Here is a 23,224-nt window from a genome sequence, read left to right as displayed (position 1 = left end):
AGTTTTATTTTATAAAACTGGTTTTTGAAAAATGCTTACATTAAATTCGCAACAAGCCTAGACCGCCACAACAGCAGCAGGCTCTAAAGTAGCTACTAATTTAACATTAAACTCCCCTTCAAACACGTCTTTTTTGTAATCTAAACTCCAGAGTTCCAAAGCACAGTCATCCTCTAAATGAGTTGGAAAAAGCTGCAAGTGTAGTTCTCGTTCCGGGCGATATTCACACTGCAACCGCTCAATAGCACCAATTTGTCTGCGGTCAAGAGCAACTGCTAGTCTCAGCAATGCACTGAGTTGAGTCACTATCTGGCGATGCTTTTTGCTGGGGAGATTTTGATAGTTTTCGTGCTTTTTCTTGGGAGGATTTTTGCGGTGATAGCGGGCGATGTTGGCGATGACTTCAATTTCAGCTTCTGTATAGCCTAAAAGGTCGCCGTTACGAATTAAGTAATAGGAGTGTTTGTGGTGAGAAGAATGACTCACATGGTGTCCGCAGTTGTGTAAAATTGCGGCAGACCAAAGCAGTTCCCTTTCTTCTAGACCCCAGTTGTGGAGATGTTCCTTGGTTTGGTCAAATAAACTGAGGGCAAATTCTGCTACTCGCTGAGAGTATTCTAAATTGACTTGATATTTTTGGGCAATTTTGATGACGCTGCGTTGACGCACTGAACTTTGGTAGCGCAGTTTGTCTTCAATTAAACCGTGGGTAAGCATCCAGTCTACAATGACACCTTCCCGAAGACTTCGTTCGCAAACCGTAAGCGTTTCTTGGCCCAGCAGCGTCATCGCTTCTTGTAAAATTATTGCACCTGCAACAATGATTTCTGAGCGGCGATCGCTCATTCCGGGAACTGCGGCGCGTTCGGCGTTGTTCATCTTTCGCAGACGATTAACTAAATCCCGCAGGTATTTGAGACTCAACTGGTAGCCAGTTAGGGGCGTTGGCACCATTCCCATCTGTTCTCGCGCCTGCATTGTTGCTAAAGTCTCTATAGTGCCAGCTGTTCCCACTAAACGCAGTAATTCCCCCGGCTGCAAGTAAGCCTGCAACTCTTCCACGGGTCGTTCTAGCTGTCCCCGCACGTAAGCTTGCAGGTAATAAAATTCGGCATTGCTGATCGGGTCGGTGCTGACAAGTTCTCTTGTAAGGCGCACCGCACCGACTTTGGTGCTGCTGAGACTTCGCGCGTCGTGACTATCCCCTAAAATTAACTCAGTGGAACCGCCACCAATGTCAATAATAATGTGGGGCTGGTTGTTGAATTCCATCCCCGAAAGTACGCCCAAGTAAATTCGTCGGGCTTCCTCTTGACCAGAGATTAGGTTTACAAATAAGCCTAACTCTGATTCTACGTGTTTGAGAAAGTCTCGACCGTTGGGGGCTTCGCGCACTGCGCTAGTTGCAACAGCGATAGTATGTTCGGCGTTCAAACTTTTAGCAACTCCCTGGAAGCGGCGTAAAGCAGCGATCGCCCGATCCATCGCTTCCGGCGTCAGATCGCCCGTCTTTTGATCGCGATCGCCCAGTCGCACCGTATCTTTTTCTCTGGCAATAATACTAAAAGCAGGCAGACTAGGTTGAATTCGCACTACCACCATGTGTAGGGAATTTGTACCCAAGTCAATAGCAGCAAGAATCCGATCTTGATTCATCTTAGGAAAGGGAATATTCACAGAATTATCTTTGGTGGCGATAAATGAATTAACCATCGCAACGTATCTAGGGTTCTAAACCCAGCCGAGACTTGATGAATAAGCATATTCTATAGGGGATAAAGACACGATTAATCGCATATATCTATAGGAATTATTAGCAAATTGATGATTCTTTGTAGAATTTATCCGGGGTTTGGCAAAGTCAGCTTTAAAATCCCTATTAGGGATTCAAACTTAAGGATTAAAAATTTCATAGATCATGCTGACTCAACAAGAACCCCAATCTGAACCAATATGGCTGACTATCATCCGGCTTTTGAGGTGGGATAAGCCGGAAGGACGATTAATTTTGATGATTCCTGCCCTTTGGGCTGTATTTTTGGCAGCAGGGGGAACACCACCGCTACCGTTGGTTGGCGTGGTCGTGTTGGGTACTCTTGCTACAAGTGCTGCTGGATGCGTTATTAACGATTTGTGGGATCGGGATATCGATCCACTTGTGGAAAGAACGCGATCGCGTCCCCTCGCTTCTCGTGCCTTGTCAGTAACAACTGGTATCGTCGTCGCCTTGATAGCGATGAGTTGCGCTGCTGTTCTCGCCTTTTACCTTAACCCGCTAACTTTCTGGCTGTGCGTCGCCGCAGTTCCGGTTATCGTATGCTACCCCCTGGCCAAGCGCGTCTTCCCGGTGCCACAGCTGGTACTTTCTATCGCCTGGGGTTTTGGCGTTCTGATCAGTTGGACTGCTCTAACGGCCAAGCTAGAAGAACCCACCTGGATTTTATGGGGGGCGACGGTACTTTGGACACTAGGATTTGACACAGTTTACGCCATGAGCGACAAGGAAGACGATCGCAGAATTGGCATTAACTCCAGTGCTTTGTTCTTTGGTAAATACGCCGCCGAAGCTGTGGGCGTTTTCTTTGTTGGCACCGCAATCTTACTAGAATGGCTAGGAATCGAGATGCAACTACATCTGAGTTTTTGGTTAGCCTTGGCTGTTGCTACTTTAGCCTGGATTTGGCAATATGCCCGAATTAGCCAAAAAGATGTCCCCAAACCTGTTTACGGGGAAACTTTCCGCCAAAATGTTTGGATTGGCTTTATTGTACTCGCCGGGATGATTGCCGGATCTCTGTAGTTTTGAGTTTGTAGAGGCGACCACAAGGGTCGCCCTGAGTTATAAATTGGGTGAGCGCGATCGGGCAAGTTTGGGTTAATTGTGCCAAGCTTTGTAGAAATCTGGATAAGTCAGATTTTGGCTACAATGCCAAATGATGCGATCGCAAGCTTCAAAGCGATAAAAACAGTTTTTTAAAACCTGTTCGTCTAGATAATCCTTTAAGGCTGTAACAACTTGCATTAATTGGCTGGTTTGGGAAATTCTCTTGAAGCTGTCAGCTAGACGCCGGAGGCTGTCAGCTAGACGCGGGAGGAAGTATTCATCTTCATTCTCATCCTGAACCGTTTGAATGAACTGGATGAGGGTCGCAACTGCCGTTTCATCGCTTGCATGAATTTCCCCTAAACTACAAGCTGCTTGCCTACGCCAATAAGCTTCCTCAGAAGTTTGAACGAGTTTAAGTAAGGTAGCGATCGCTATTTTATTACCTGGATCAATTCGCCCTAAGCTTTCAGCCGCAGCCCAGATATCAGATTCATCCTGAGTAGTCTGGATTAAATGAATTAAGGCAGCGCTCGCTATTTTATTACCTGGGTCAATTCGCCCTAAGCTTTCAGCCGCAGTCCTGATATTAGATTCATCCTGAGTAGTCTGGATTAAATGAATTAAGGCAGCGATCACATCTTCATTTCCTCCACCAATTCGTCCTAAGCAATCAATAGCTTTCCAAAGCCAAGAATTAGGCTGATTTTGAATTAGATGAACCAAGGCATTAATCGCGAGTTGATGACTGGGGTCAATGCTTTCCAAGCTATCGACTGCTCGCAGAGGAGGGTAATCCTTTGGAGAGGTTTGAACTAATTCAAATAGAGCATCGAGAGCGAGTTGATGGCGATCGCCAGTTCGTACTAGACTGTCAGCTGCTCTCGAACGAATAGTTTCATTCTCAGTAGTTTCTAGTATCTGGGATAGAGTAGCGATCGCATCTGCATTACCTGGATCGATCTTCAATAAATTGGCGGCAGCACTACAACGGATCGCTACATCCTGAGTAGTTTCTAGTATCTGGGATAGAGTAGCAATGGCAGTTTGATTACCAATGGCAATTTTTCCCAAAGCCTCAACCACTTCCCAATAGATGTAAAATTGACTTGAGGAAATACTGTCTGGACAAAACTGCGTTTTCTGCATCAGCTGGATCAAAGCAGCGATCGCGGTTTCATTGCCTGCGCCTATTTTCCCTAAATTCCTCGCTGCATACACATGAATGACTTCATCATAATGGCGACGCTGTTCTTTAGGAATAAACCGATCTTCTGCGATCTGCATCAGCTGGATCAAGGCAGCGATCGCCATTTCATTACCTGCACCAACTTCCCCTATTCCCTCAGCCGCATCTCGAAGTATCTGCACTTGGGCTGGAGTAGTCTGAGTCAGTTTAACTAGAGCCGGGATTAAGATGGGATTGCCTGGATCGATTTCGCTCAGGTTAAGAATGACCTTCAACAGCATCGATTCATTGTGTGTCACCTGAATCAGCAGCCTTAAGGCAGCGATCGCAGTTTTATTCCCCGGATCGAGTCTCCCCAATCGAACAGCCGCGTGTCGGAGAGTAAGCCGACTCTCAGTGGTATGCAATAGCTGGACAAAGGCAGCAATTACCCGTTCTCTGTCCGTCGTTTCCAGTGTTTTTCTTGCTGCTTCAGCCAGCCGATCGGGAAATTTTTTCCAGTCTTGTTTGTCCTGGTTGAAATAGACATAGCTCCATTTGAGCAACTGTCCGACAATCGCATCACCCAAGCTACACTCCTTGAAGTGAGCGATCGCATCTGCTGCTAGGAAATATGCGCGATACCGATAAAAATCTCCGCATCTATCGTCAAAATCTACCAGAGCCTTGATAAACTCTTCTTTTTGCTCCTTTGCCACATCCTCTCGACCAAACCAGTGCAGAATCTCTGCTTTCCACTGCGGCTCAAAGATGCGGTAAGTGCCTTCTTCTAGATTGTGAGAGTGGTGAAAGAAATAGTGCCAATCATGCATTGCCTCCTACCCACCAAAGATGTGGGACGAAAGAATTTCAGTGCTGCTACATCACTTTGTTATGAAGTTTGTTTGATATAGCCTAGTTGCAATAGTAACTTAGATTTTCACTTTGCGGGTTGGACACTGCCTCTTACCGACAACATTAAAGCTAATAGCGAAAAGCTAATCTGTATGAAGAAAACTATCATTGGCGTCATGGGACCAGGAGCCAACGCTACAGAAACCGACTTAGAAAACGCTTATGAACTAGGTCAATTCATCGCCAAAGAAGGATGGGTTTTGCTAACTGGCGGCAGAAATGCTGGTGTGATGGATACGGCAAGTAAAGGTGCAAAAGCTGCCAATGGTTTAACAATCGGCATTCTTCCCACTAACGATACCAGTGCTGTTTCTGATGCCGTAGATATTGCGATTGTTACCGATATGGGAAATGCGAGAAATAATATTAATGTCCTTTCTTCTGATGTTGTGATTGCCTGTGGCATGGGTGCGGGAACCGCTTCAGAAATTGCCCTGGCTTTGAAAAACCATAAAAAAGTGATTTTGTTAACGAATCATCCAGAAAGTAAAGTTTTTTTCCAAAGCTTGTCTGAAGACTCTATTTTGATTGCCAATACTCCAGCAGGGGCAATCGAAATTGTTAAAGAAGTTTTGAGCCACTATTAATTATCTCTTTGGATAGATGCAAGCGGCAGAAATTAGTGGACAACGGCATCTAAACTGGCATAAAGCGTTGATTTTGGCTGTCTCTTGACTTTTAAGGTACAATCCAGTGGTTAAGTTTTATATCGTCAGCGATCGCAACCTGGATCTGGCGAGACTTATTAGCTTTAAGAAGAAAAAACCTTCTCCATTGGTTTTAAGCTAGAAAGCAGTTAGCAGAGGATTGAACACAATGGCATTTGAATTACCCCCTTTACCTTACGATCAAGACGCTTTAGAGTCGTCTGGTATGTCGGCGCGGACACTTGAGTTCCATTACGGCAAGCATCACGCTGCTTACGTGAACACTCTCAACAACCTGGTTAAGGACACGGAACTAGCCGACAAGTCGCTTGAAGAAATCATCAAGGCAACCTACAAAGCTTCAGACAAAGCTGCTATATTCAACAACGCTGCTCAGGTGTGGAATCATACCTTCTATTGGAATGGCATCAAGCCAAATGGAGGCGGCAATCCTAGTGGCGAACTAGCGGAAAAGATTAACGCCAGCTTCGGTAGCCTCGATAAATTCAAAGAAGAGTTCAAAACTGCCGGAGGCACCCAATTCGGTAGCGGCTGGGCTTGGCTGATCAAGGATGGCGACACCCTGAAAGTAGCCAAATCTCCGAACGCGGAAAACCCGATTGCCTACGGACAAACTCCCTTACTGACGATGGATGTTTGGGAACACGCCTACTATCTGGATTACCAGAATAGCCGTCCAAACTTCATGCAGAACTTTGTTGACCACTTGATCAACTGGGACTTTGTTGCCCAAAATTTATCGGCTGCTGCTTGAATAACTGCTGATGTTTAAACTAGGTCAAATTTAATCGTCTTGAAAACAGTCACACTTTTAGTAGTGGCTGTTTTTTTATAATTATCTGTAAACTTTGGTTGTCTCTATCTTTAAAGAAGATAAAACTCCCACCAGCTAAATCATGGATAGTAAAGAGCTAGCGCAATACCTCGAAGCAACAGATAGCATCTCCAAGCCTTGGCTATTAGTGCAATTGCGCTTAAAGAAACTCCAAGAACGTCGCCCGACGATTTCGCCAGAGGAATATGCCAAAGAATTAGCAGATATTTATCAAGATTTGATGAATCTGGGTGAGTGGTGGCGGGGAAGGGAAGATGAGGTATTTGGTTGAAAAAAGCTTATCGGCTGGCTATCGTCCGATGGGAATAGGCTTGGCGACAGGTGAAACAAAGGTGTAGCGATCGCTCCTTTTATCTCCACACGGCTTTCACCTACCGTCAGATAGTTTCTGGCTCTTATATCTCAAGATAGTATAAATCCATCATTGATGGAATAGTCATCCCTTTGTGTCCCTTAAGATTATGCCGAAATCAAAAAAAACTACACAAGAAATTAATCTCAACGATCCACAATATTATTTCAGCCGGGAACTCAGCTGGTTAGAGTTTAACAACCGGGTGTTGAATGAAGCCATCGACCCTCGAACACCCCTATTAGAACGCCTAAAATTTATAGCCATTTTCTGTTCTAACCTGGATGAATACTTTATGGTGCGCGTCGCGGCGCTGAAGCAACAGGAAGAAGCGAAAGTAAGCAAACTGCCCCCCGATGGCCGGACACCAACTGAACAGTTAGAACTGATTAGCATTAAGACCCGCCCGCCAGTAGCACTACAGCATCAACACTTTGAACAAGTATTGCGGCCCCTGATGGCGGCAGAGGGCATTCATCTTTTAGACTACGTGGATTTGAACCAGGAACAGCGAATTTACCTGCAAAAGTATTTTGAGGAGCAAATCTTCCCAGTTCTGACTCCGCTAGCTGTTGACCCCAGCCATCCCTTCCCCTATATTTCCAACCTTAGCCTCAATCTCGCCGTAGTGGTCAAAGACCCAGACACTGGCGAAGAATTGTTTGCCAGAGTCAAAGTCCCGAAAACTTTACCCCGGTTTGTACCCTTACCAAAAGAAGCAGGAGTTGGCAGTCGGTCATCTATAATCGAAAATCAGCGACACATTTGGACTGGCGTACCCTTAGAACAAGTAATCGCCCATAATTTAGAATCTCTGTTTCCGGGGATGAATATTCAGGAATATCACCCATTCCGCATCACCCGCAATGCAGATATTGACGTGGAAGAAGACGAAGCCGATGACCTGCTGCTGGCGATTGAACAGGAACTCCGGAAACGCCGGGTTGCGGGTGAAGTCGTGCGGATGGAAATTTTAGCTTCCATGCCTGAAGCAGTTCGAGGAATGCTGATTCGGGAAATGGGAATTTCGGAAAAAGATGTCTACGAGGTGGAAGGAGTGCTGGGACAGGCAGATTTGATGTCGTTTATGGCATTGCCAATCCCAGAACTCAAAGATCCTGCGTGGGCTCCAGTTGTACCGCCACGCCTGCGACGACTCAATGAAGAGGGTGGGGATGATAAAGAAGATTTTTTTTCGATAATCCGTAGTGCAGATTTGATGGTTCACCATCCTTACTACTCGTTTGGAGGGACGGTGCAGCGATTCATTACCCAGGCGGCACACGATCCGAACGTGTTGGCAATTAAAATGACGCTGTATCGCACTACTGGCGACTCGCCGATTCTTCAGGCGCTGATTACAGCAGCGGAAAAGGGAAAACAAGTATCGGTATTGGTGGAACTGAAAGCCCGTTTTGATGAAGAGAATAATATCAACTGGGCGCGGAAGTTAGAACAAGCTGGAGTCCATGTAGTCTATGGTTTGGTGGGTTTGAAGACTCACACGAAAGTAGTTCTGGTAGTGCGTCGAGAGGAAGACCGGATTCACCGCTACGTCCATATTGGTACGGGGAATTATAACGCTAAAACGGCGCGAATTTACACAGATTTGGGGCTTTTAAGCTGCCGCGAAGACTTGGGGGCGGATTTGACAGATTTGTTTAATTACTTGACTGGTTACTCGCGACAGCGTTCTTATCGGAAGCTGTTGGTGTCACCAGTGAACTGTCGCGATCGCTTTGTCGCCTTGATCCGCCGCGAGATGGAACACTGTAGGGATGGGAAAAGCGGTCGCATTGTCGCCAAAATGAACTCCCTCACAGACCCCCAAATTATTGCCACCCTGTACCAAGCAAGCATCGCTGGAGTGCAAATCGATCTGATTGTGCGGGGAATTTGCTGTCTGCGTCCCGGCCTGGAAGGGGTGAGTGAAAACATCCGGGTGGTTAGCGTTGTTGGGCGCTTTTTAGAACATTCCCGGATTTATTACTTTCACAATCACGGTAAACCAGAAGTGTATATTGGCAGCGCTGACTGGATGTCCCGCAACCTAGATCGACGAGTGGAAGCGATCGCTCCCATAGAAGATCCAGACATCTCCAACGACCTGCAAGAAATACTCGGCATCATGCTGGCAGACAACCGTCAAGCCTGGGATTTACAACCTGATGGCAAATACGTCCAACGCCACCCCGACGGCAAGGAAAAAGAGCAAAGCGCCCAGAAAATTTTAATGGAAATGGCACTGCAAATTTAGATTGGGGAATGGGGAATGGGGAATGGGGGCTAGGGAATAGGGAATGGGTATAGGGAAAAGTTAAGTGACTGGGGACTAGGGACGAAGTATTGGGTATAGGAAAAAGTTATCAGACCAAGAGTAACTAATTCATAACTCATAACTCTCCCAGTCCCCAATCCCCAATCCCCAATCCCCAATCCCCAGTCCCCCCCCTTGCAAACTTCCCCACACAGTCCGACACTGGTCTTGGAAGTTCATTGGCAGTCGGGAGGCTTAAAGCGTGAAAAAAGTATTAGCTATTATTCTCGGTGGCGGCGCAGGCACCCGTCTTTACCCGTTAACTAAGATGCGGGCTAAACCAGCGGTACCGCTGGCAGGAAAATATCGCTTGATCGATATCCCGGTCAGTAATTGCATAAATTCAGAAATTTTCAAAATTTACGTCCTAACTCAATTCAACTCAGCTTCACTCAATCGGCATATCACCCGCGCCTATAGTTTTTCTGGGTTCACAGAGGGATTTGTTGAGGTGCTAGCCGCCCAGCAAACTCCGGAAAACCCCAACTGGTTCCAAGGCACCGCCGATGCTGTCCGCCAGTATCTCTGGCTGTTGGACGAGTGGGACGTTGATGAATACCTGATTTTGTCGGGAGATCATCTCTACCGGATGGACTATCGCGAGTTCGTGCAACGCCACCGCGATACCAATGCTGATATTACCCTCTCCGTTGTGCCGATGGATGAGCGTCGGGCATCAGATTTTGGCTTGATGAAAATTGATGACACCGGGCGGGTGGTTGACTTCAGCGAAAAGCCGAAAGGCGATGCGTTGCGGAGTATGGAAGTCGATACGACTACCCTGGGTTTAGATCCAGAACAAGCAAAGAAAAATCCCTTTATTGCCTCAATGGGGATTTATGTCTTTAAAAAAGAGGTGTTGATGCAGCTACTGCAAACTAACCTCGATAGAACCGATTTTGGTAAGGAAATCATCCCAGCTTCGGCGAACGATTTCAACGTTCAAGCTTACTTGTTTGATGATTACTGGGAAGATATTGGAACCATAGAGGCGTTTTATGACGCTAATTTGACTCTGACCCGGCAACCACAGCCTCCTTTCAGCTTTTATGATGAAAACGCCCCGATTTATACTCGCGCTCGTTATTTGCCCCCCAGTAAGCTGCTAGATTGCCAGATAACAGAATCGATTATTGGGGAAGGCTGCATCCTGAAAGAATGCCGGATCGAGCATTCGGTATTGGGAGTGCGATCGCGTATAGAATCCGGTTGTCTAATCGAAGACACTCTGGTAATGGGTGCAGACTACTATCAACCCTTCGCTGAACGACACTCTAACTATCAAGACGGCAAGGTTCCCGTGGGTATCGGTGCAGGAACAACAATTCGCCGCGCCATTATTGACAAAAACGCTCAAATTGGTTGCAATGTCCAAATTATCAATAAAGACCGCGTGGAAGAATCCAACCGCGAAAACGAAGGTTTCTACATCCGCAGCGGTATTGTTGTAGTGCTGAAAAATGCCGTGATTGCCGATGGAACGGTGATTTAGGTATTAGGAGTTATGAGTTTTGAATTAATAGCTCCGGGTGCATCTCAATGAGAGCAAAAATACCAGGCGATGTTGCTAATCGATGCTACACAAACAAAGTCCACCTTCGCAGATTTATATATACCCTGCTCCCGGCAGGCTTTGTTTGTGGAGCATCGATTCTAGTCTGAGGGCAATTAATTTGTCAAATTCTGATGCTCCCATAACTCCTCATTCTTCACTCTTAACTCCTAAATATTCAGCACTTTTTTTACTTATTGGACTTCCCGGTAGTGGCAAATCGTCTTTAGCAAAACAACTGGTTACAGAATGTGAACAGCGGCGACTGATTTCCACAGATGGGATTCGAGAGCAACTCTTTGGAGATGAAGCCGTACAGGGAGAGTGGCTGTTAATATGGCATGAGCTACAGCGGCAATTAACCCAAACGCTTCGGGAGAGACATCAGGCGATTTACGATGCTACAAATACGGCTAGGAAACATCGTCGGGAAGCGATCGCTATTTCCCGTAACATTGGTTTTACCCGCATCACAGGAATATGGTTGGATACGCCACTAGAGGAGTGTCTAGAGAGGAATAGAAGGCGCGAGCGTCAAGTTCCAGAAGAAGTCATACTGAGTATGCACCAACAACTAAAAGACGCACCACCAGCCCTGAATGATGGACTGGATCGTCTGATCCGGTACTCTGTGACAAGTACGGAAATTGCGATCGCATCCATGAGAAAGAACCGAACTTAAACCCATTGACTCCTTTGATAGCCTAGCTCTGAGGGATCTAAATAAAAAAACTTAAACTAAATATTAAAGCAGAGGAGATAGGCTGATGGCTGCAACCGACTTCAAAGACTATTACGCCATCCTGGGAGTAAACAAAACCGCCAGTTCAGACGAAATAAAAAAAGCCTACCGCCGACTGGCACGAAAATACCACCCCGACATGAACCCAGGTAACAAAGAGGCTGAAGCACGCTTCAAAGAAGTCAGCGAAGCCTACGAAGTGTTATCTGACCCAGAAAAACGCCAAAAATACGACCAATTTGGGCAATACTGGAGACAAGTCGGAGAAGGATCGCCATTCAGCGGCGGCGGTGGCGCTGGAACTAACGTTGACTTTGAAGGCTTTGACTTTAGCCAGTACGCGAATTTTGATGAATTCGTCAACGATCTTCTCGGCGGTTTAGGCGGTGCTAGTGCGAGAACTGGTGGACGCAGCACCGGACGGCGGACAAGCTATCGCACATCCACTGGAACTGGATATACAGACTTTGGCGGTTTTGCCGAACAGCCTTCTGGAGTAAGCGCCGATAGAGAAGCCAGCATCAAACTGGGTTTATCCGAAGCATTTCACGGCGTTCAGAAGCGTCTGTCTTTAGGAAATGAAACTATTGAAGTGCGAATTCCTCCCGGCGCTAAAAACGGCAGCCGCATTCGCGTCAAAGGCAAAGGTTCTGTCAGTGCCTACACCCAACAGCGGGGCGACTTGTATTTAATAGTAGAACTTCTGCCGCACTCTTTCTTCCAATTTGAGGGCGATAATCTAGTCTGCGAAGTGCCTGTAACGCCCGATGAAGCCGTCTTGGGGGCGCAGATAGAGGTTCCGACACCAGATGGCACCGTTAACGTCAACGTTCCCCCTGGAGTCCGTTCCGGTCAATCTCTGCGACTGCGCGGCAAAGGTTGGCGCAACCCTAAAGGCGATCGCGGCGACCAGTTAGTGAAAATTCAGCTGGTAACGCCGAGAGACATTACCCCAACTGAACGCGAATACTATGAAAAAATCCGCGCCAGTCGCACCTTCAACCCCCGCAGCAGTTTGTCACAGGTGAAGCTGTAGGCGCAGGCCTAACCCCCAGCCCCTTCCCTTGAAGGGAAGGGGCGCAAACTGGAAGTCCCTCTCCCGTAAAAAAATCTTCCTTTTCCCTCTCCTCTTAGGAGAGGGTTAGGGAGAGGTGGAGAGGGGTTGGGGAGAGGTTTACCTGAATCTACAATCGGCTGACTGCATCTAACAGCGTCTCTACAGAGGCATTATGGTCGAGGAAGGAGAACAAATGCCTGTAGCGCAAAATTCCTTTTTTATCAATAACAAACTGTCCAGGCAAAGGCGCACCCAAAGCTTGACCCGTACAGTAAGCCCGGAATGTCCGACAACTGGGGTCACTCAGCAACGGCATCTTTAGACCCAAGTCTTTAACAACAATTTTGCTCTGTTGCTCATCGGTACTGGTAATCATCAACACTGCTACCCCCCGACTGGTGAACTGCTCGTAATTTTCATTCAGCGCTTTGATGTGCGGGAAGCAGAACGGGCAATATTGCTTTTCGGTGAAGATGCGGGTAAGTGCCACGATAACAGGTTGTTCCCTGTAATCGGATAACTTAACTTTCCCGCCGTTGGTGATGTCCGGTAATTCAAAGTTGGGCGTAGTTTCTCCCAGATTCAGACTATTTGTTGCTGGAATCGGAAAGAAATTCTGGAAAAAGCGTTGATTCAGCAGTCCGCTAAAGGCGGTAGAAGTCAGCATTTTAATACCATTTTGCTCTTATTGTTGTAATTTTAATATTGCTTTACTTCTTTGTGAACGGGTTTGAGGAAGATGCGATCGCGCTTTCATCCCCAGCAAAAATCGCATCTCCTACTCTAGGGGATGCGAGTGTAGCTTAAGCTGAGTAATTTCAGTTAAGAGTGTTACCCAACTACTAAATTAACTTTGATGCTGTAACCAAAAGCTTTCAAGAAAGCTGCTTCTACATCGGGTAACTTTTGTATTGCCAGGTTTAAAATAGGTAGCGATCGCACTTTAACGCAAGCTTCTTCATTACTGAAAGCAATCAGTTTCCCATGCTGACTCATCAGCGCTTTCGTAGCCCTTACCGAAATATGCAAAATTACACCTTTCCAGATTAGGTCTAGCATATCTTGAATTGCTTTTTCCATTTGCTTAAGCGGGTCGATTTTCTCCAGGTTTAATGGCAGTTCCATCTGTACGGAATTTTGAGCTTGCATTGTCTTACTCCTGAGCGTTTGTTTTAACTGGCAAGAGGCTATTGCTTATCGTTGCTTCTTAGAAGGCGATACCTCTATAGTCCTTGAACTGCATAAGTTTAATGGCTCTGGTTTGGTAGCAACTTTGGCTCAGATTTCAAAACTGAGCCAAAATTGAGCCAAGTTAGAAGTCAGGAGAAGTTATAAAAGTTAAATATGTGTTGATAGAGATTAAAGGATAAGCATGGCAGCTACTATCAGAGCATCCCAGATGGGGCTAGAAATTGTCGATCAAGCTAGAAAGAAAAAAGGATGGAACAAAAAAGAAGATGCCTGGTGGGGATTAGCCAATACTACAGAAGCAACTCTGAAGCGGTTTTGGCGGAGGCTAGCAATTGAACGGGATACATTTATCAACATTTGTGAGGCTGTAGGGCAAAAGTGGGAAGAGATTGTTGATAACAGCCCACTAACCAAGACAAATTCGAGAGCAGAGTTTTTTGCTTATGATGATGTCTGGGTTGGTCGAGAGCAGCTAGTTACCGAACTTAAAGAAAAAGTTCAAGGTTCGTGTCGCTTATTAATCTTTCTTGGCATCACCGGGATTGGTAAAACAGCTTTGGCTGAACGATTAGTAGTGGAGTTGCAGCCAAGCTGGGATAAGTTTCATCAAGAAAACTTTGAAAACGAGCAGCAACCTTCATTTGCCAACGTTGCAACTCGATGGCTGGAAAATTGGGGAGAAACCATTACACCAGAAGGCCGCCAAGATACAAATTACTTGCTGAATTTGTTAGTTAAACGCTTGCGAGAGAATCAGTATCTGGTGCTGATAGATTCGCTAGAAATGATTTTGGAAGGGAATGAAGAAGAAGGTTGGAATGATTTTAAGGATAAAGAGTGGGCAAAGTTCTTTGAAAGTTTATTAGCAGCCGAATCTTGCCAAAGTCGAATCATCCTAACTTCACAAGATTTGCCAGATCAGATACCAGCACGTTACAAAAACTTTTGGCATTGCAGCGTCTTAAGTGGACTTACAGAACCAGAGCGGTTAAAGTTGTTCGATAAAATTGGGCTAGAGGCTGGCGCAGATTCACCATACACACCGTATTTACAAAGAATTGGTAGTGCTTATGACGGGCATCCCTTGGCATTGCGTGTGATTTCTGGAGAAATTTGCAGTCACCCTTTTTATGGCAATGTGGCGGCTTACTGGAATAGAAATGGGCATGAAATTGAAGAAGTCGAGAAGGCAATTGAGGAAGCAAAAACGAAAGGAATAACAGCATCAGCAGATGACCAGTGGCAGCTAGATCGATATACTTGTGAATTGAGAAAAAATGTGCGAGTTCGGCTGGAAAAAACTTTTGGACGCTTGAAAAGAGATGTCCTTAATGCCTATCGATTGCTTTGCGAAGCTTCTGTATATCGCTGTGCAGTACCGGAAGAGTTTTGGCTGAGTCACTTGGAAGATTGGGATTGTGATGAAGACCAGCAAGAGGCGGCGCTGGAGGTGCTAAAAAGTCGTTATTTAGTTGAGGAACTTGTTGAAAGAGATCAATTCCTGCTAAGACAGCATAATCTAATCCGTAGTGTCGCTCTTGAACACCTAAAACAACTCGATTAAGAAAATGAGTGATATTTTACCGTCTGGCGAATCGGTTTTGGCAGAGCTTGGTATCGATTCAGTAGCCATTAAGTTTATTCAGCCGCATTGGAAGCGCACCCATTACAGAGCCGTCATTAACTGGCTAACGAAGTACAAACCCAAGCCAGATACAACCAATATAGAGAAAGTGCGCGGCTACCTGGAAGCCTTCCACCATCTCTGCGAAGTCGAAGCTTGGGAACAAGCAGGTAAAATCATTTTTATTCAACTGAATACTCCTACTAATGAAGGATTACATGAGCAACTAGGTACTTGGGGCTACTATCATCAGCAAATTGAACTTTATATCAGAATTTTAGGCAAATTAAGCCCAATATTTAATGCTATTTTTTTGAATAGTTTGGGCAATTCATATCATGCTTTGGCAAAGTATGATAAAGCGATTGAACACCATCAGCAGCATTTAGCAATCTGGCAGGAAGTCCAAGAACGCCGAGGAGAGGGAATAGCTTTGGGAAATCTTGGGAACGCATACTTGTTTCTGCACGAGTATGCTAAGGCGATGAGCTGCTATCAGCAGAGTTTGGTCATTGCACGGGAACTTCAAGACTGTCGCCTAGAGGGGACAGCGCTAGGAAATTTAGGAAGTGTTTACCTTGCTCAGGGAAAGTGTGCCGAGGCAATTGAATACCACAAGCAGAGTTTGGTTATTGCGCGGGAACTTCAAGACCATCGCCTAGAGGGAGCAACTATAGGAAATTTGGGACTTGCTTACCGTCGCTTGGGAGACTATGCCTTGGCGATGGAATACCAGCAGGAAGCCCTAAAAATCATGCAGGAAATCCAGTACCGTCTGGGCGAGGAGCAAACTATAGGAAATTTGGGAATGATTTATCGTCGCTTAGGCAATCATGCCAATGCGATTGAGTTCCAGCACCAGCGTTTAGCTATGGCACAGGAACTTCAAGATCGGCTGGGGGAAGGGCAGGCATTAGGAAATTTAGGAAAGGTTTACCATGCCCAAGGAGACTATGGCAGAGCGGTTGAGTACCATCAACAGAGTTTTCAAATTGCGCGGCAAATTAAAGACCTTAAAGGGGAAATGGGCGCATTCGTAGGACTGGGTAGGGCTTACGCGGAACTAAAGGACTATACCAAAGCGATTGAGTCCTTTCAGCGGATTCTGCCCATTGCACGGCAAATTGAAACCCGCGAAGGAGAAACGGCTGCATTGGCTGCATTGGGAGCTGCCTACGTGATACAAAAAGACCATGCCAAAGTTATTGAGTCCTATCAGCTGATGTTGCCAATGGCGCGGGAAATCGGAAACCGCGAATTGGAGATAGTTGCACTGGCACGTCTGGGAAGTGCTTACGCGCAACTAAAAGACCATGCCAAAGTTATTGAGTCCTATCAGCAGATATTGCCAATGGTGCGGGAAATACAAAACCGCGAATTAGAGATAGTTGCACTGGTACGTCTGGGATTGGCTAACGCTTCGAGAGGAGACTATGCTAAGGCGATTGAGTGTTATCAGCAACTAATTATTAAACATCCTTTAGGTGTACCATTAACTATTTTGGGTGTTGCCCTTTGTATCATTTTTATAACTATATTTTTGTTTGTAATTGTTTTCGGTGTTCCGCTCTATATCATCATTATTTTGGCAACTCTACTCTGGCAAAAGGCGCGTGGGATGGGACGTAAGACAACTTATTTGGATAAGTGATCGCACTCCTAAATCCAGATCAAGACGCGATCGCGTACAATCAACAACACCTAGCCATCGTGAAAGCAACGTCACAACAGTTAGAGTAATTAAGTAAAACCCCAGCACAGCTTAGATAAAGCGTGCTGGGGTTTTTTAATTAATTCAAGACTCAATTAGTCTTGAAATTGACTCGCTATCTGGAAATTAAACAGCGGCAAAGTAAGTCTTGGACTTAACGGGGTCAGGAACCATCGTCTTGTCGCCTTCTTGCCAACCAGCGGGACACACTTCATCGGGGTGTGACTGCACGTACTGGAACGCCTTGAGGGTACGGAGGGTTTCATCGACGTTGCGACCAACTGCGAGGTTATTGATAGTCGCGTGTTGGATAATTCCTTCTTTGTCAATGATGAATAAGCCGCGCAGTGCTACTCCAGCTTCAGGATCGAGGACGTTGTAAGCAGCGCTGATGGTTTTCTTGATGTCAGAAACCAGAGGATAGTTCAGGTCGCCCACGCCGCCTTGTTTGCGCTCGCTTTGTATCCAGGCTAGGTGGGAGAATTCACTGTCAACGGATACGCCGAGGACTTCAGTGTTGAGGTTTTTGAATTCTTCATAGCGATCGCTAAAAGCAATGATCTCCGTGGGGCAAACAAATGTAAAGTCTAAGGGATAGAAGAATAAGACTACATATTTGCCACGATAGTCAGACAGTTTAATCGTCTTAAATTCTTGATCTGCCACAGCGGTTGCAGTAAAGTCAGGGGCAGCTTGTCCAACCCGAAGGCACCCTTCTGCGTGGTGAGTCATGAATCGATTCTCCTTAAATTATTTTGCTACTAAATGAGCTGGTTCAGGGGTAATCTAGTTTGGGTCTACCCTGGACGCAACGATTGTTTATTTACGATCTGTTACGAATATATCATACTCATAACGAGTTTGAGTAGGAATGGATAATTTGGATACGCGAGAGTGGCTGCTTACCAACGGGTTAGGGAGTTTTGCCAGCGGTACGGTCTGTGATGCCCGGACTCGAACTTATCACGGTTGGTTGATTGCTGCCCTCGATCCGCCGAGTCAGAGGACTTTATTACTATCTCACCTGGATGCCAGTTTGGAAGTAGCAGGGCAGATTTTTGCACTTTCAACAAATTTCTGGACGAATGGCAAAGTTGACCCTTTGGGGTATCAGTTGCTGCGTTCTTTTGATATTGAGCCAGTTCCCACCTGGGTTTGGAGTGAAAGCAACTGGCAGCTAGTCAGGCAGCTGGTGATGCCCTACGGAAGGATAAAGGAGGAAGAATCTGGCAACCGGATTTTGATTCAGTATCGCTATGAAGGCAATACTGCGGCGACGCTGAGGCTGCGACCTGTAATAGGCGATCGCAACTTTCACCACCAGCAATCAGCCGCATCCGAATTACACTTTTCCCAATTGGTGGCGCAACAGCAAATCTGCTTGCAAGCCATGCGTCCAGATTGGACTGGCACACCCTGGCATCTGCGCTGGAGTGCGGGAAACTATAAACAGGAAGGGGTTTGGTACTGGCATTATTACTATCCAGAGGAGAAGCAGCGCGGTTTAGCCGACACGGAAGACCTCTATAGCCCCGGATACTTGACGGTGACGCTGCAACCGGGAGACGCGATCGCCCTAGAAGCAAAAGTCGGATTGCCCCACCCCGACCAAGCAGACCTCAGTCCGCTAGACTTTCAGCAAGCGGTGCAGACACAGGAACAACGATTGTATCAGTGGCCAAGTTGTCAAGTTGAAACGTTGTTAGAATCTTCCAACCTGCCAACCCCAACCGACAACAGACAATCTCCAATTTTTCAGCAACTTTTACGAGCCGGCGACCAGTTTATCGTTTACCGTGCATCTATTGCTGGCCCTACGGTGATTGCTGGCTACCACTGGTTTAATGACTGGGGACGCGACACGCTGATTGCTCTACCCGGATTAGCTTTAGCAACTGGGCGCTACGCTGTGGCGAAGGGACTGCTAGAAACTTTTGGGCGCTCTTGTCGCAATGGTTTGATTCCGAATGCGTTTCCGGATGCTGGGGCGCAGCCATTTTACAACAGCATTGATGCTGCGCTTTGGTGGATTGAAACGCTAGGACTTTACCTGGAAGCAACGCAGGATTGGGAATTCTTAGCGCAACAGTATCCCGTGGTGCGGCAGATTTACAAAGGTTTTATGGCTGGCACCGATTACAATATCCGCATTGATGCGGCGGATGGGCTAGTGACTTGGGATTTTCCGGGCGTGGCGCTTACGTGGATGGATGCGGTGATTGATGGTCAGCCGGTAACGCCTCGTTGTGGCAAACCTGTAGAAATAAATGCTCTGTGGTACTCTGCTTTGTGCTGGGCTAGCCGTTGGGCGCAACAGCTCTTAAGCGAACCGGGTGCTAATAGCAGGTGGCTGAGTAATCAGCGCGATCGCTATACCCGACAGGCGCAACAGGTGAAAGCATCGCTGCAAAAGTTCTGGAATCCAGGCCGGGGATACTTCTACGATAGGATTGCGCCGGATGATGTGCCTGACCCCAAGATTCGCCCAAATGCGGTTTTAGCTCTCTCCCTTTATCATTGCGGGTTTCCTGCCGCTCAAGGACGTTCGGTGTTAAAAGTAGCCTCGCGTAGGCTTTTAACACCCTATGGTCTTCGCAGCCTGGAAAGGGACGATCCGGAATATGTGGGTACTTATGCTGGCAATTCCCACTATCGCGATCGCGCTTATCATCAAGGCACAGTTTGGAGTTGGCTGATTGGCCCCTTTATCCGAGCTTGGAGCCGTTTCTACGATTCCGAACCCGTTCCCTTTGATTGCCAACCCATGCTGGAACACTTTCAGCAACAAGCTTGTTTGGGTTCTATTTCCGAAATTTTTGATGGCGATCCGCCTTATGCCGCTCAGGGTGCGATCGCCCAAGCTTGGTCAGTTGCGGAACTCATCCGCCACTATCAAGACTTAGGCAGACAAAGGAAAGGAGAATAATTCAGCTTTTATCCTTCCGTCTTTAGTAATGGCTCAGGTTGGATTTGAACCAACGACCGAGGGCTTATGAGTCCCTAGCTCTGCCACTGAGCTACTGAGCCGTGCTTTTCTACACCTTTGCAAGTATAGCATAAAAAAAAAGGCAAAAGAAAAAATCTTTTGCCTTTTTCCTTTAAAAGTAAAAAGTAATTTTTACTTTTTAGGTAGAAATGCCATCGGGTTGACAGCTCCCCGTCCAGAGGAATGCACCTCAAAGTGGAGGTGAGGGCCTGTACTGTGTCCGGTGCTGCCCATTTCCGAAATTTGCTGACCTTGATCAACCTGTTGCCCTTCTCGCACCAGAAGGCGGTTGTTGTGGGCATAGCGAGTCAGGCTGCCATCAGGGTGCTGAATGTCAACCAGGTTTCCGTAGCCACCAGAGTTCCAGCGTGCATAAACCACGACCCCAGGAGCGGCAGCAAAAATAGGTGTGCCAACCGGAGCAGCGATGTCAATCCCCTTGTGCATCCGTCCCCAGCGGCGACCATAGCCGGAGGTCAAGACACCCTTTGAAGGCCAGATGTATCCAGTGAATTGTGGGTTTTCTGGCAGGTAGGGATTTGGCCCTGGTAGGGGCGGTAATTCGGGAGAAACCTGCTGACCGAAGGGGGTTTGAAGTGTCGGATTATAGGTGTCTGCTCCTGATGGTGCCGCTGCTACCACTGGCTGCTGTCTTCTAGTAGTCCGTGGATTGGCGGGTGCAGGCACCTTAATTTGGATTGGAGCCTGCGATCGCTGCTGTTGCCGTCTTTGCATTTCTGCTTGTACGGCTTCGTTGTACCGATTGGGACTATACTCCGGATTGATCGGAGCGTTGTATTGAGAAGGCTTCACCGGATTAGCGGCTGGAGGAGCAACCTTTACGGTGACAGGAGCAGTCGGCACCGCGATGTTAGCTACGGGAGCTTTTGAGTTGCCTGCGCCACCGTTCTGCTGAGCGCGATACTGTTGGCGTAGCTTGACAATTTCCCCCCGGAGTTTTTCAATCTGCGGGCTGTAGTCGGAGTCCTCTTGTTCGATTTGTTCGCTAGAAGACTGACTCACATCGTTGTCAGCAATCAGTGTGGTGCTGGGTAAGGGATTACTAGCAACTAGCACTGGTTTAACGACGGGTTGGTAAGCCTCACCTTGCGCTCGTATCTGTGTTGGTACGACTGGCACCGAGGTAGGCAAAGTGGGAACAGAAAGACTGGCTGTAGCAGACTCAGAGGCGAAGTCTTTTGTCTCTACAGATTGTCCAGGTACTGGTGTAAGACCTGGAATCACTGTCACACTCTGGGCTTGCGGGATTTTCAGCGGTTGATTGACCCGAATCACGTTCGGGTTGTCTAACTGATTTGCCCGGATCAGTTCTGATCTAGAAATGCCGTGAGTGCGAGCGATCGCATCAAGCGTATCTCCTGGCCTTACCTGGTAAAGCTTGGCTGGGGTTCCATCTGCCTCAACAACAGCTATCGGTGTTGGTGCTGCTATTGCAGTCTGAACTGGCAGGGGTTGGACTGCCAGGGGTTGGTTAATTGCTAAATTCGGTACTGGCTCACTCTGGGTTTCATTTACCCTAGACAGTGGTAACGTTGGTGTTTCTATCGCCGCTTGTGTTTGGCTGGCGGGGATGTGGTTAATCACCCGATTCGGGACACTCAAGGAAGGTAGCGGCGCTACCACCGAATTTGGCACCTGGGTATCCGCTACTTCTACTTCAGCGGATTGAGGATTAATTGTTTGAGCTTGTTCAGTGACTTCTGGCTGCCCAGCAGATTCACTATTTAACTCCTGAGACTTCCACTCGGACAGACTGCTCTTTAAGCGGCTTTGCTGCTCTTTCAAGCGGTTCATTGCCGCATCTTGTCTTGCTTTAAGTAGCTCATTTACATTGCCGGGAATCGTAACTGATTCACCGACCCGAAGCGTTCCCGCATTGACTACCCCAGCTGATTGCTGCACCTGGGAAGAAGGAACCCCATAAGACTCAGATAGCTTTTCTACAGTATCGCCTGGCTTTATTTCGTGAACGATGCCGTTCACTGACGGAATTTTTACCACTTCTCCAGCTGGGAGGACAGAGCTGGATTTTATCTCGTTGGAAGTGGCGATCGCAGCAGGTTCTACCTGGTAGTTTTTTGACAACTGCCAAATCGTCTGCCCCTGCTGCACTTTGTGTTCAATCACGCGCGGGGCATTTTTCGATTCTGCTTGAGCTTCCGGCTCTACCTTTGGTGCTGGCGCAATTGCTTGAGCTTCCGGTTCTACCTTTGGTGCTGGCGCAACTGCTTGAGCTTCCCGCTCAACTGAAGAAGGCTCTGGTGCGACTGAGGAAGTTTCTGCTTCTCCAAAGGTGGAAACAGCAGCACTTTCCGCGGCTACGGTAGCATTTGTCGAACTTGGCTCTACGGCAACCGGGTCTGCTGCCATTGCTTCGTCGCCTTTTTGCGGCAACAAGAGGCTAGAGGCTCCCATCGAGATTGCCAATCCAATCATGGCGGCAGATGTGCGAGCGCGGCGGTTGACCTCTTGAGAAGTTGGCTTCAAAGAACCTGCATCTGAGTCCGGTTGCGTTCCTGCGGACAGCAATGCGTTCGCATCCTTGTCAGATGCACAGGAAGAGGAAGGAATCGATTTAATCTTGTGCGTGAATGGGCGTTTCAAACACGACCTCCTAACTTATGACGAGCGCTTAACTGTCCCTGAATGATTTTTTACCAGTCAATAGGACAAATCACATCGAAAAGTGATCTAAATCACTGCCAGTAATGATACTTAGGCAAGATTACCCTGATTTTTTGATTTAGACAAGTTTACACGACTGGGAAGATAATTCAGTCATGAACAGCTCAGGCTTGACCTCTTCGGCTGAAGATTTAATCATTGCGTCAACCATGAGCCTTTTGTCAAGAGCTGGCAAGCTATAGGTCTGTTCATTACTCTGGCGTCGATGATATTGGAACATACTTGCTAGACTTGCTTTGCTCCGGAATACTTGCAGAACACTTTAGTTCTTGGCATCCTGCTGTTGGTTTATTACCAGATGAAACTTTAAGCTTATTTTGCCCAATACAACAACCGTGAAATTAGGTAGATCGCTCTAACTAATGGCGTAGATTGCACTGACCCGGCAGCCCCAAAAATCTTTCTATAGGTTGAGGCACGGGGTTTTGGGCAACTGTACACTCCCAGCTATTGCATGAATAAAAGCTATCATCATCTGTCCTTCGTAGCTCCTATTACTAATAGAAATTTCTTATCAAAGCCATACCCATTTTGTAGCCTACATAACTGAAGAATTGTAAATAAAATCTGCGTGAA

17 protein-coding genes and 1 tRNA gene are annotated in these 23,224 nt (G+C 47.0%); 11 read left to right on the top strand and 7 right to left on the bottom strand.

The features are described 5' to 3' along the window. Positions 1-57: 57 nt before the first annotated feature. The gene (locus NDI42_RS02660) at positions 58-1,656 is read right to left on the bottom strand and encodes a Ppx/GppA phosphatase family protein (RefSeq protein WP_242017858.1); all 1,599 of its coding nucleotides are present in this window, start codon (positions 1,654-1,656) and stop codon (positions 58-60) included. A gap of 262 nt (positions 1,657-1,918) precedes the next feature. Between NDI42_RS02660 and NDI42_RS02655 the strand changes: the two genes are divergently transcribed. Further along, positions 1,919-2,800, top strand: a complete 882-nt coding sequence (locus NDI42_RS02655) for a 4-hydroxybenzoate solanesyltransferase (RefSeq protein ID WP_277876902.1) — start codon at positions 1,919-1,921, stop codon at positions 2,798-2,800. Between the two features lie 75 nt (positions 2,801-2,875). On the opposite strand, the gene NDI42_RS02650 is transcribed toward NDI42_RS02655, so the two are convergent. Then, the gene (locus NDI42_RS02650; protein WP_190459782.1) at positions 2,876-4,825 is read right to left on the bottom strand and encodes a HEAT repeat domain-containing protein; all 1,950 of its coding nucleotides are present in this window, start codon (positions 4,823-4,825) and stop codon (positions 2,876-2,878) included. Positions 4,826-4,999: 174 nt separating this feature from the next. Between NDI42_RS02650 and NDI42_RS02645 the strand changes: the two genes are divergently transcribed. From NDI42_RS02645 to NDI42_RS02615, 7 genes are all read left to right on the top strand, one after another. Then, positions 5,000-5,494 carry a TIGR00725 family protein gene (locus NDI42_RS02645; RefSeq protein WP_190459779.1) on the top strand — a complete coding sequence of 165 codons (495 nt, stop codon included), beginning with the start codon at positions 5,000-5,002 and terminating at the stop codon, positions 5,492-5,494. A gap of 229 nt (positions 5,495-5,723) precedes the next feature. Further along, entirely contained in the window at positions 5,724-6,329 is a 606-nt protein-coding gene (locus NDI42_RS02640) for a superoxide dismutase (protein WP_190443200.1), read from the top strand. A 142-nt stretch (positions 6,330-6,471) separates the two neighbouring features. Further along, positions 6,472-6,681, top strand: a complete 210-nt coding sequence (locus tag NDI42_RS02635; protein WP_190443202.1) for a hypothetical protein — start codon at positions 6,472-6,474, stop codon at positions 6,679-6,681. A gap of 190 nt (positions 6,682-6,871) precedes the next feature. Continuing rightward, positions 6,872-9,019, top strand: a complete 2,148-nt coding sequence (ppk1, locus tag NDI42_RS02630; RefSeq protein WP_190459777.1) for a polyphosphate kinase 1 — start codon at positions 6,872-6,874, stop codon at positions 9,017-9,019. A gap of 262 nt (positions 9,020-9,281) precedes the next feature. Next, complete coding sequence (locus NDI42_RS02625) at positions 9,282-10,571, top strand: glucose-1-phosphate adenylyltransferase (protein ID WP_190459775.1); 1,290 nt, start codon at positions 9,282-9,284, stop codon at positions 10,569-10,571. A gap of 181 nt (positions 10,572-10,752) precedes the next feature. Beyond that, positions 10,753-11,313: an AAA family ATPase gene (locus tag NDI42_RS02620; protein ID WP_242017848.1), complete on the top strand. Its 561-nt coding sequence runs from the start codon at positions 10,753-10,755 to the stop codon at positions 11,311-11,313. 85 nt (positions 11,314-11,398) lie between these two features. Beyond that, positions 11,399-12,409 (top strand): DnaJ C-terminal domain-containing protein, encoded by a 1,011-nt coding sequence (locus tag NDI42_RS02615; protein ID WP_190459772.1) that lies wholly within the window; start codon positions 11,399-11,401, stop codon positions 12,407-12,409. Positions 12,410-12,557: 148 nt separating this feature from the next. Here NDI42_RS02615 and NDI42_RS02610 read toward each other — a convergent pair whose 3' ends face one another. Together NDI42_RS02610 and NDI42_RS02605 are read right to left on the bottom strand one after the other, a co-directional pair. Continuing rightward, positions 12,558-13,097, bottom strand: coding sequence for a peroxiredoxin family protein (locus tag NDI42_RS02610; protein ID WP_190459770.1), 540 nt, complete (start codon positions 13,095-13,097; stop codon positions 12,558-12,560). A gap of 164 nt (positions 13,098-13,261) precedes the next feature. After that, entirely contained in the window at positions 13,262-13,579 is a 318-nt protein-coding gene (locus tag NDI42_RS02605) for a hypothetical protein (protein WP_190459768.1), read from the bottom strand. Between the two features lie 223 nt (positions 13,580-13,802). Between NDI42_RS02605 and NDI42_RS02600 the strand changes: the two genes are divergently transcribed. Then, positions 13,803-15,185, top strand: a complete 1,383-nt coding sequence (locus tag NDI42_RS02600; protein WP_190459767.1) for an nSTAND1 domain-containing NTPase — start codon at positions 13,803-13,805, stop codon at positions 15,183-15,185. A 4-nt stretch (positions 15,186-15,189) separates the two neighbouring features. Next, entirely contained in the window at positions 15,190-16,896 is a 1,707-nt protein-coding gene (locus NDI42_RS02595; RefSeq protein WP_190459764.1) for a tetratricopeptide repeat protein, read from the top strand. 186 nt (positions 16,897-17,082) lie between these two features. On the opposite strand, the gene NDI42_RS02590 is transcribed toward NDI42_RS02595, so the two are convergent. Next, positions 17,083-17,688, bottom strand: coding sequence for a peroxiredoxin (locus tag NDI42_RS02590; protein WP_190459762.1), 606 nt, complete (start codon positions 17,686-17,688; stop codon positions 17,083-17,085). A gap of 139 nt (positions 17,689-17,827) precedes the next feature. On the opposite strand from NDI42_RS02590, the gene NDI42_RS02585 reads away from it, so the two are divergent. Beyond that, a complete protein-coding gene (locus NDI42_RS02585) occupies positions 17,828-19,882 on the top strand; it encodes an amylo-alpha-1,6-glucosidase (protein WP_190459761.1) in 2,055 nt (684 codons plus the stop codon). A 29-nt stretch (positions 19,883-19,911) separates the two neighbouring features. Here the strand turns inward: NDI42_RS02585 and NDI42_RS02580 are convergent. Both NDI42_RS02580 and NDI42_RS02575 read right to left on the bottom strand, forming a co-directional pair. Next, a tRNA-Met gene (locus NDI42_RS02580) sits at positions 19,912-19,983 on the bottom strand. A gap of 91 nt (positions 19,984-20,074) precedes the next feature. After that, positions 20,075-22,567 (bottom strand): peptidoglycan DD-metalloendopeptidase family protein, encoded by a 2,493-nt coding sequence (locus NDI42_RS02575; RefSeq protein WP_190459759.1) that lies wholly within the window; start codon positions 22,565-22,567, stop codon positions 20,075-20,077. Between the last annotated feature and the right edge of the window lie 657 nt (positions 22,568-23,224).

This window comes from Funiculus sociatus GB2-C1 (genome assembly GCF_039962115.1).
GTDB lineage: Bacteria > Cyanobacteriota > Cyanobacteriia > Cyanobacteriales > FACHB-T130 > Funiculus > Funiculus sociatus.
This window is presented reverse-complemented; position numbering and strand designations above follow the sequence as displayed.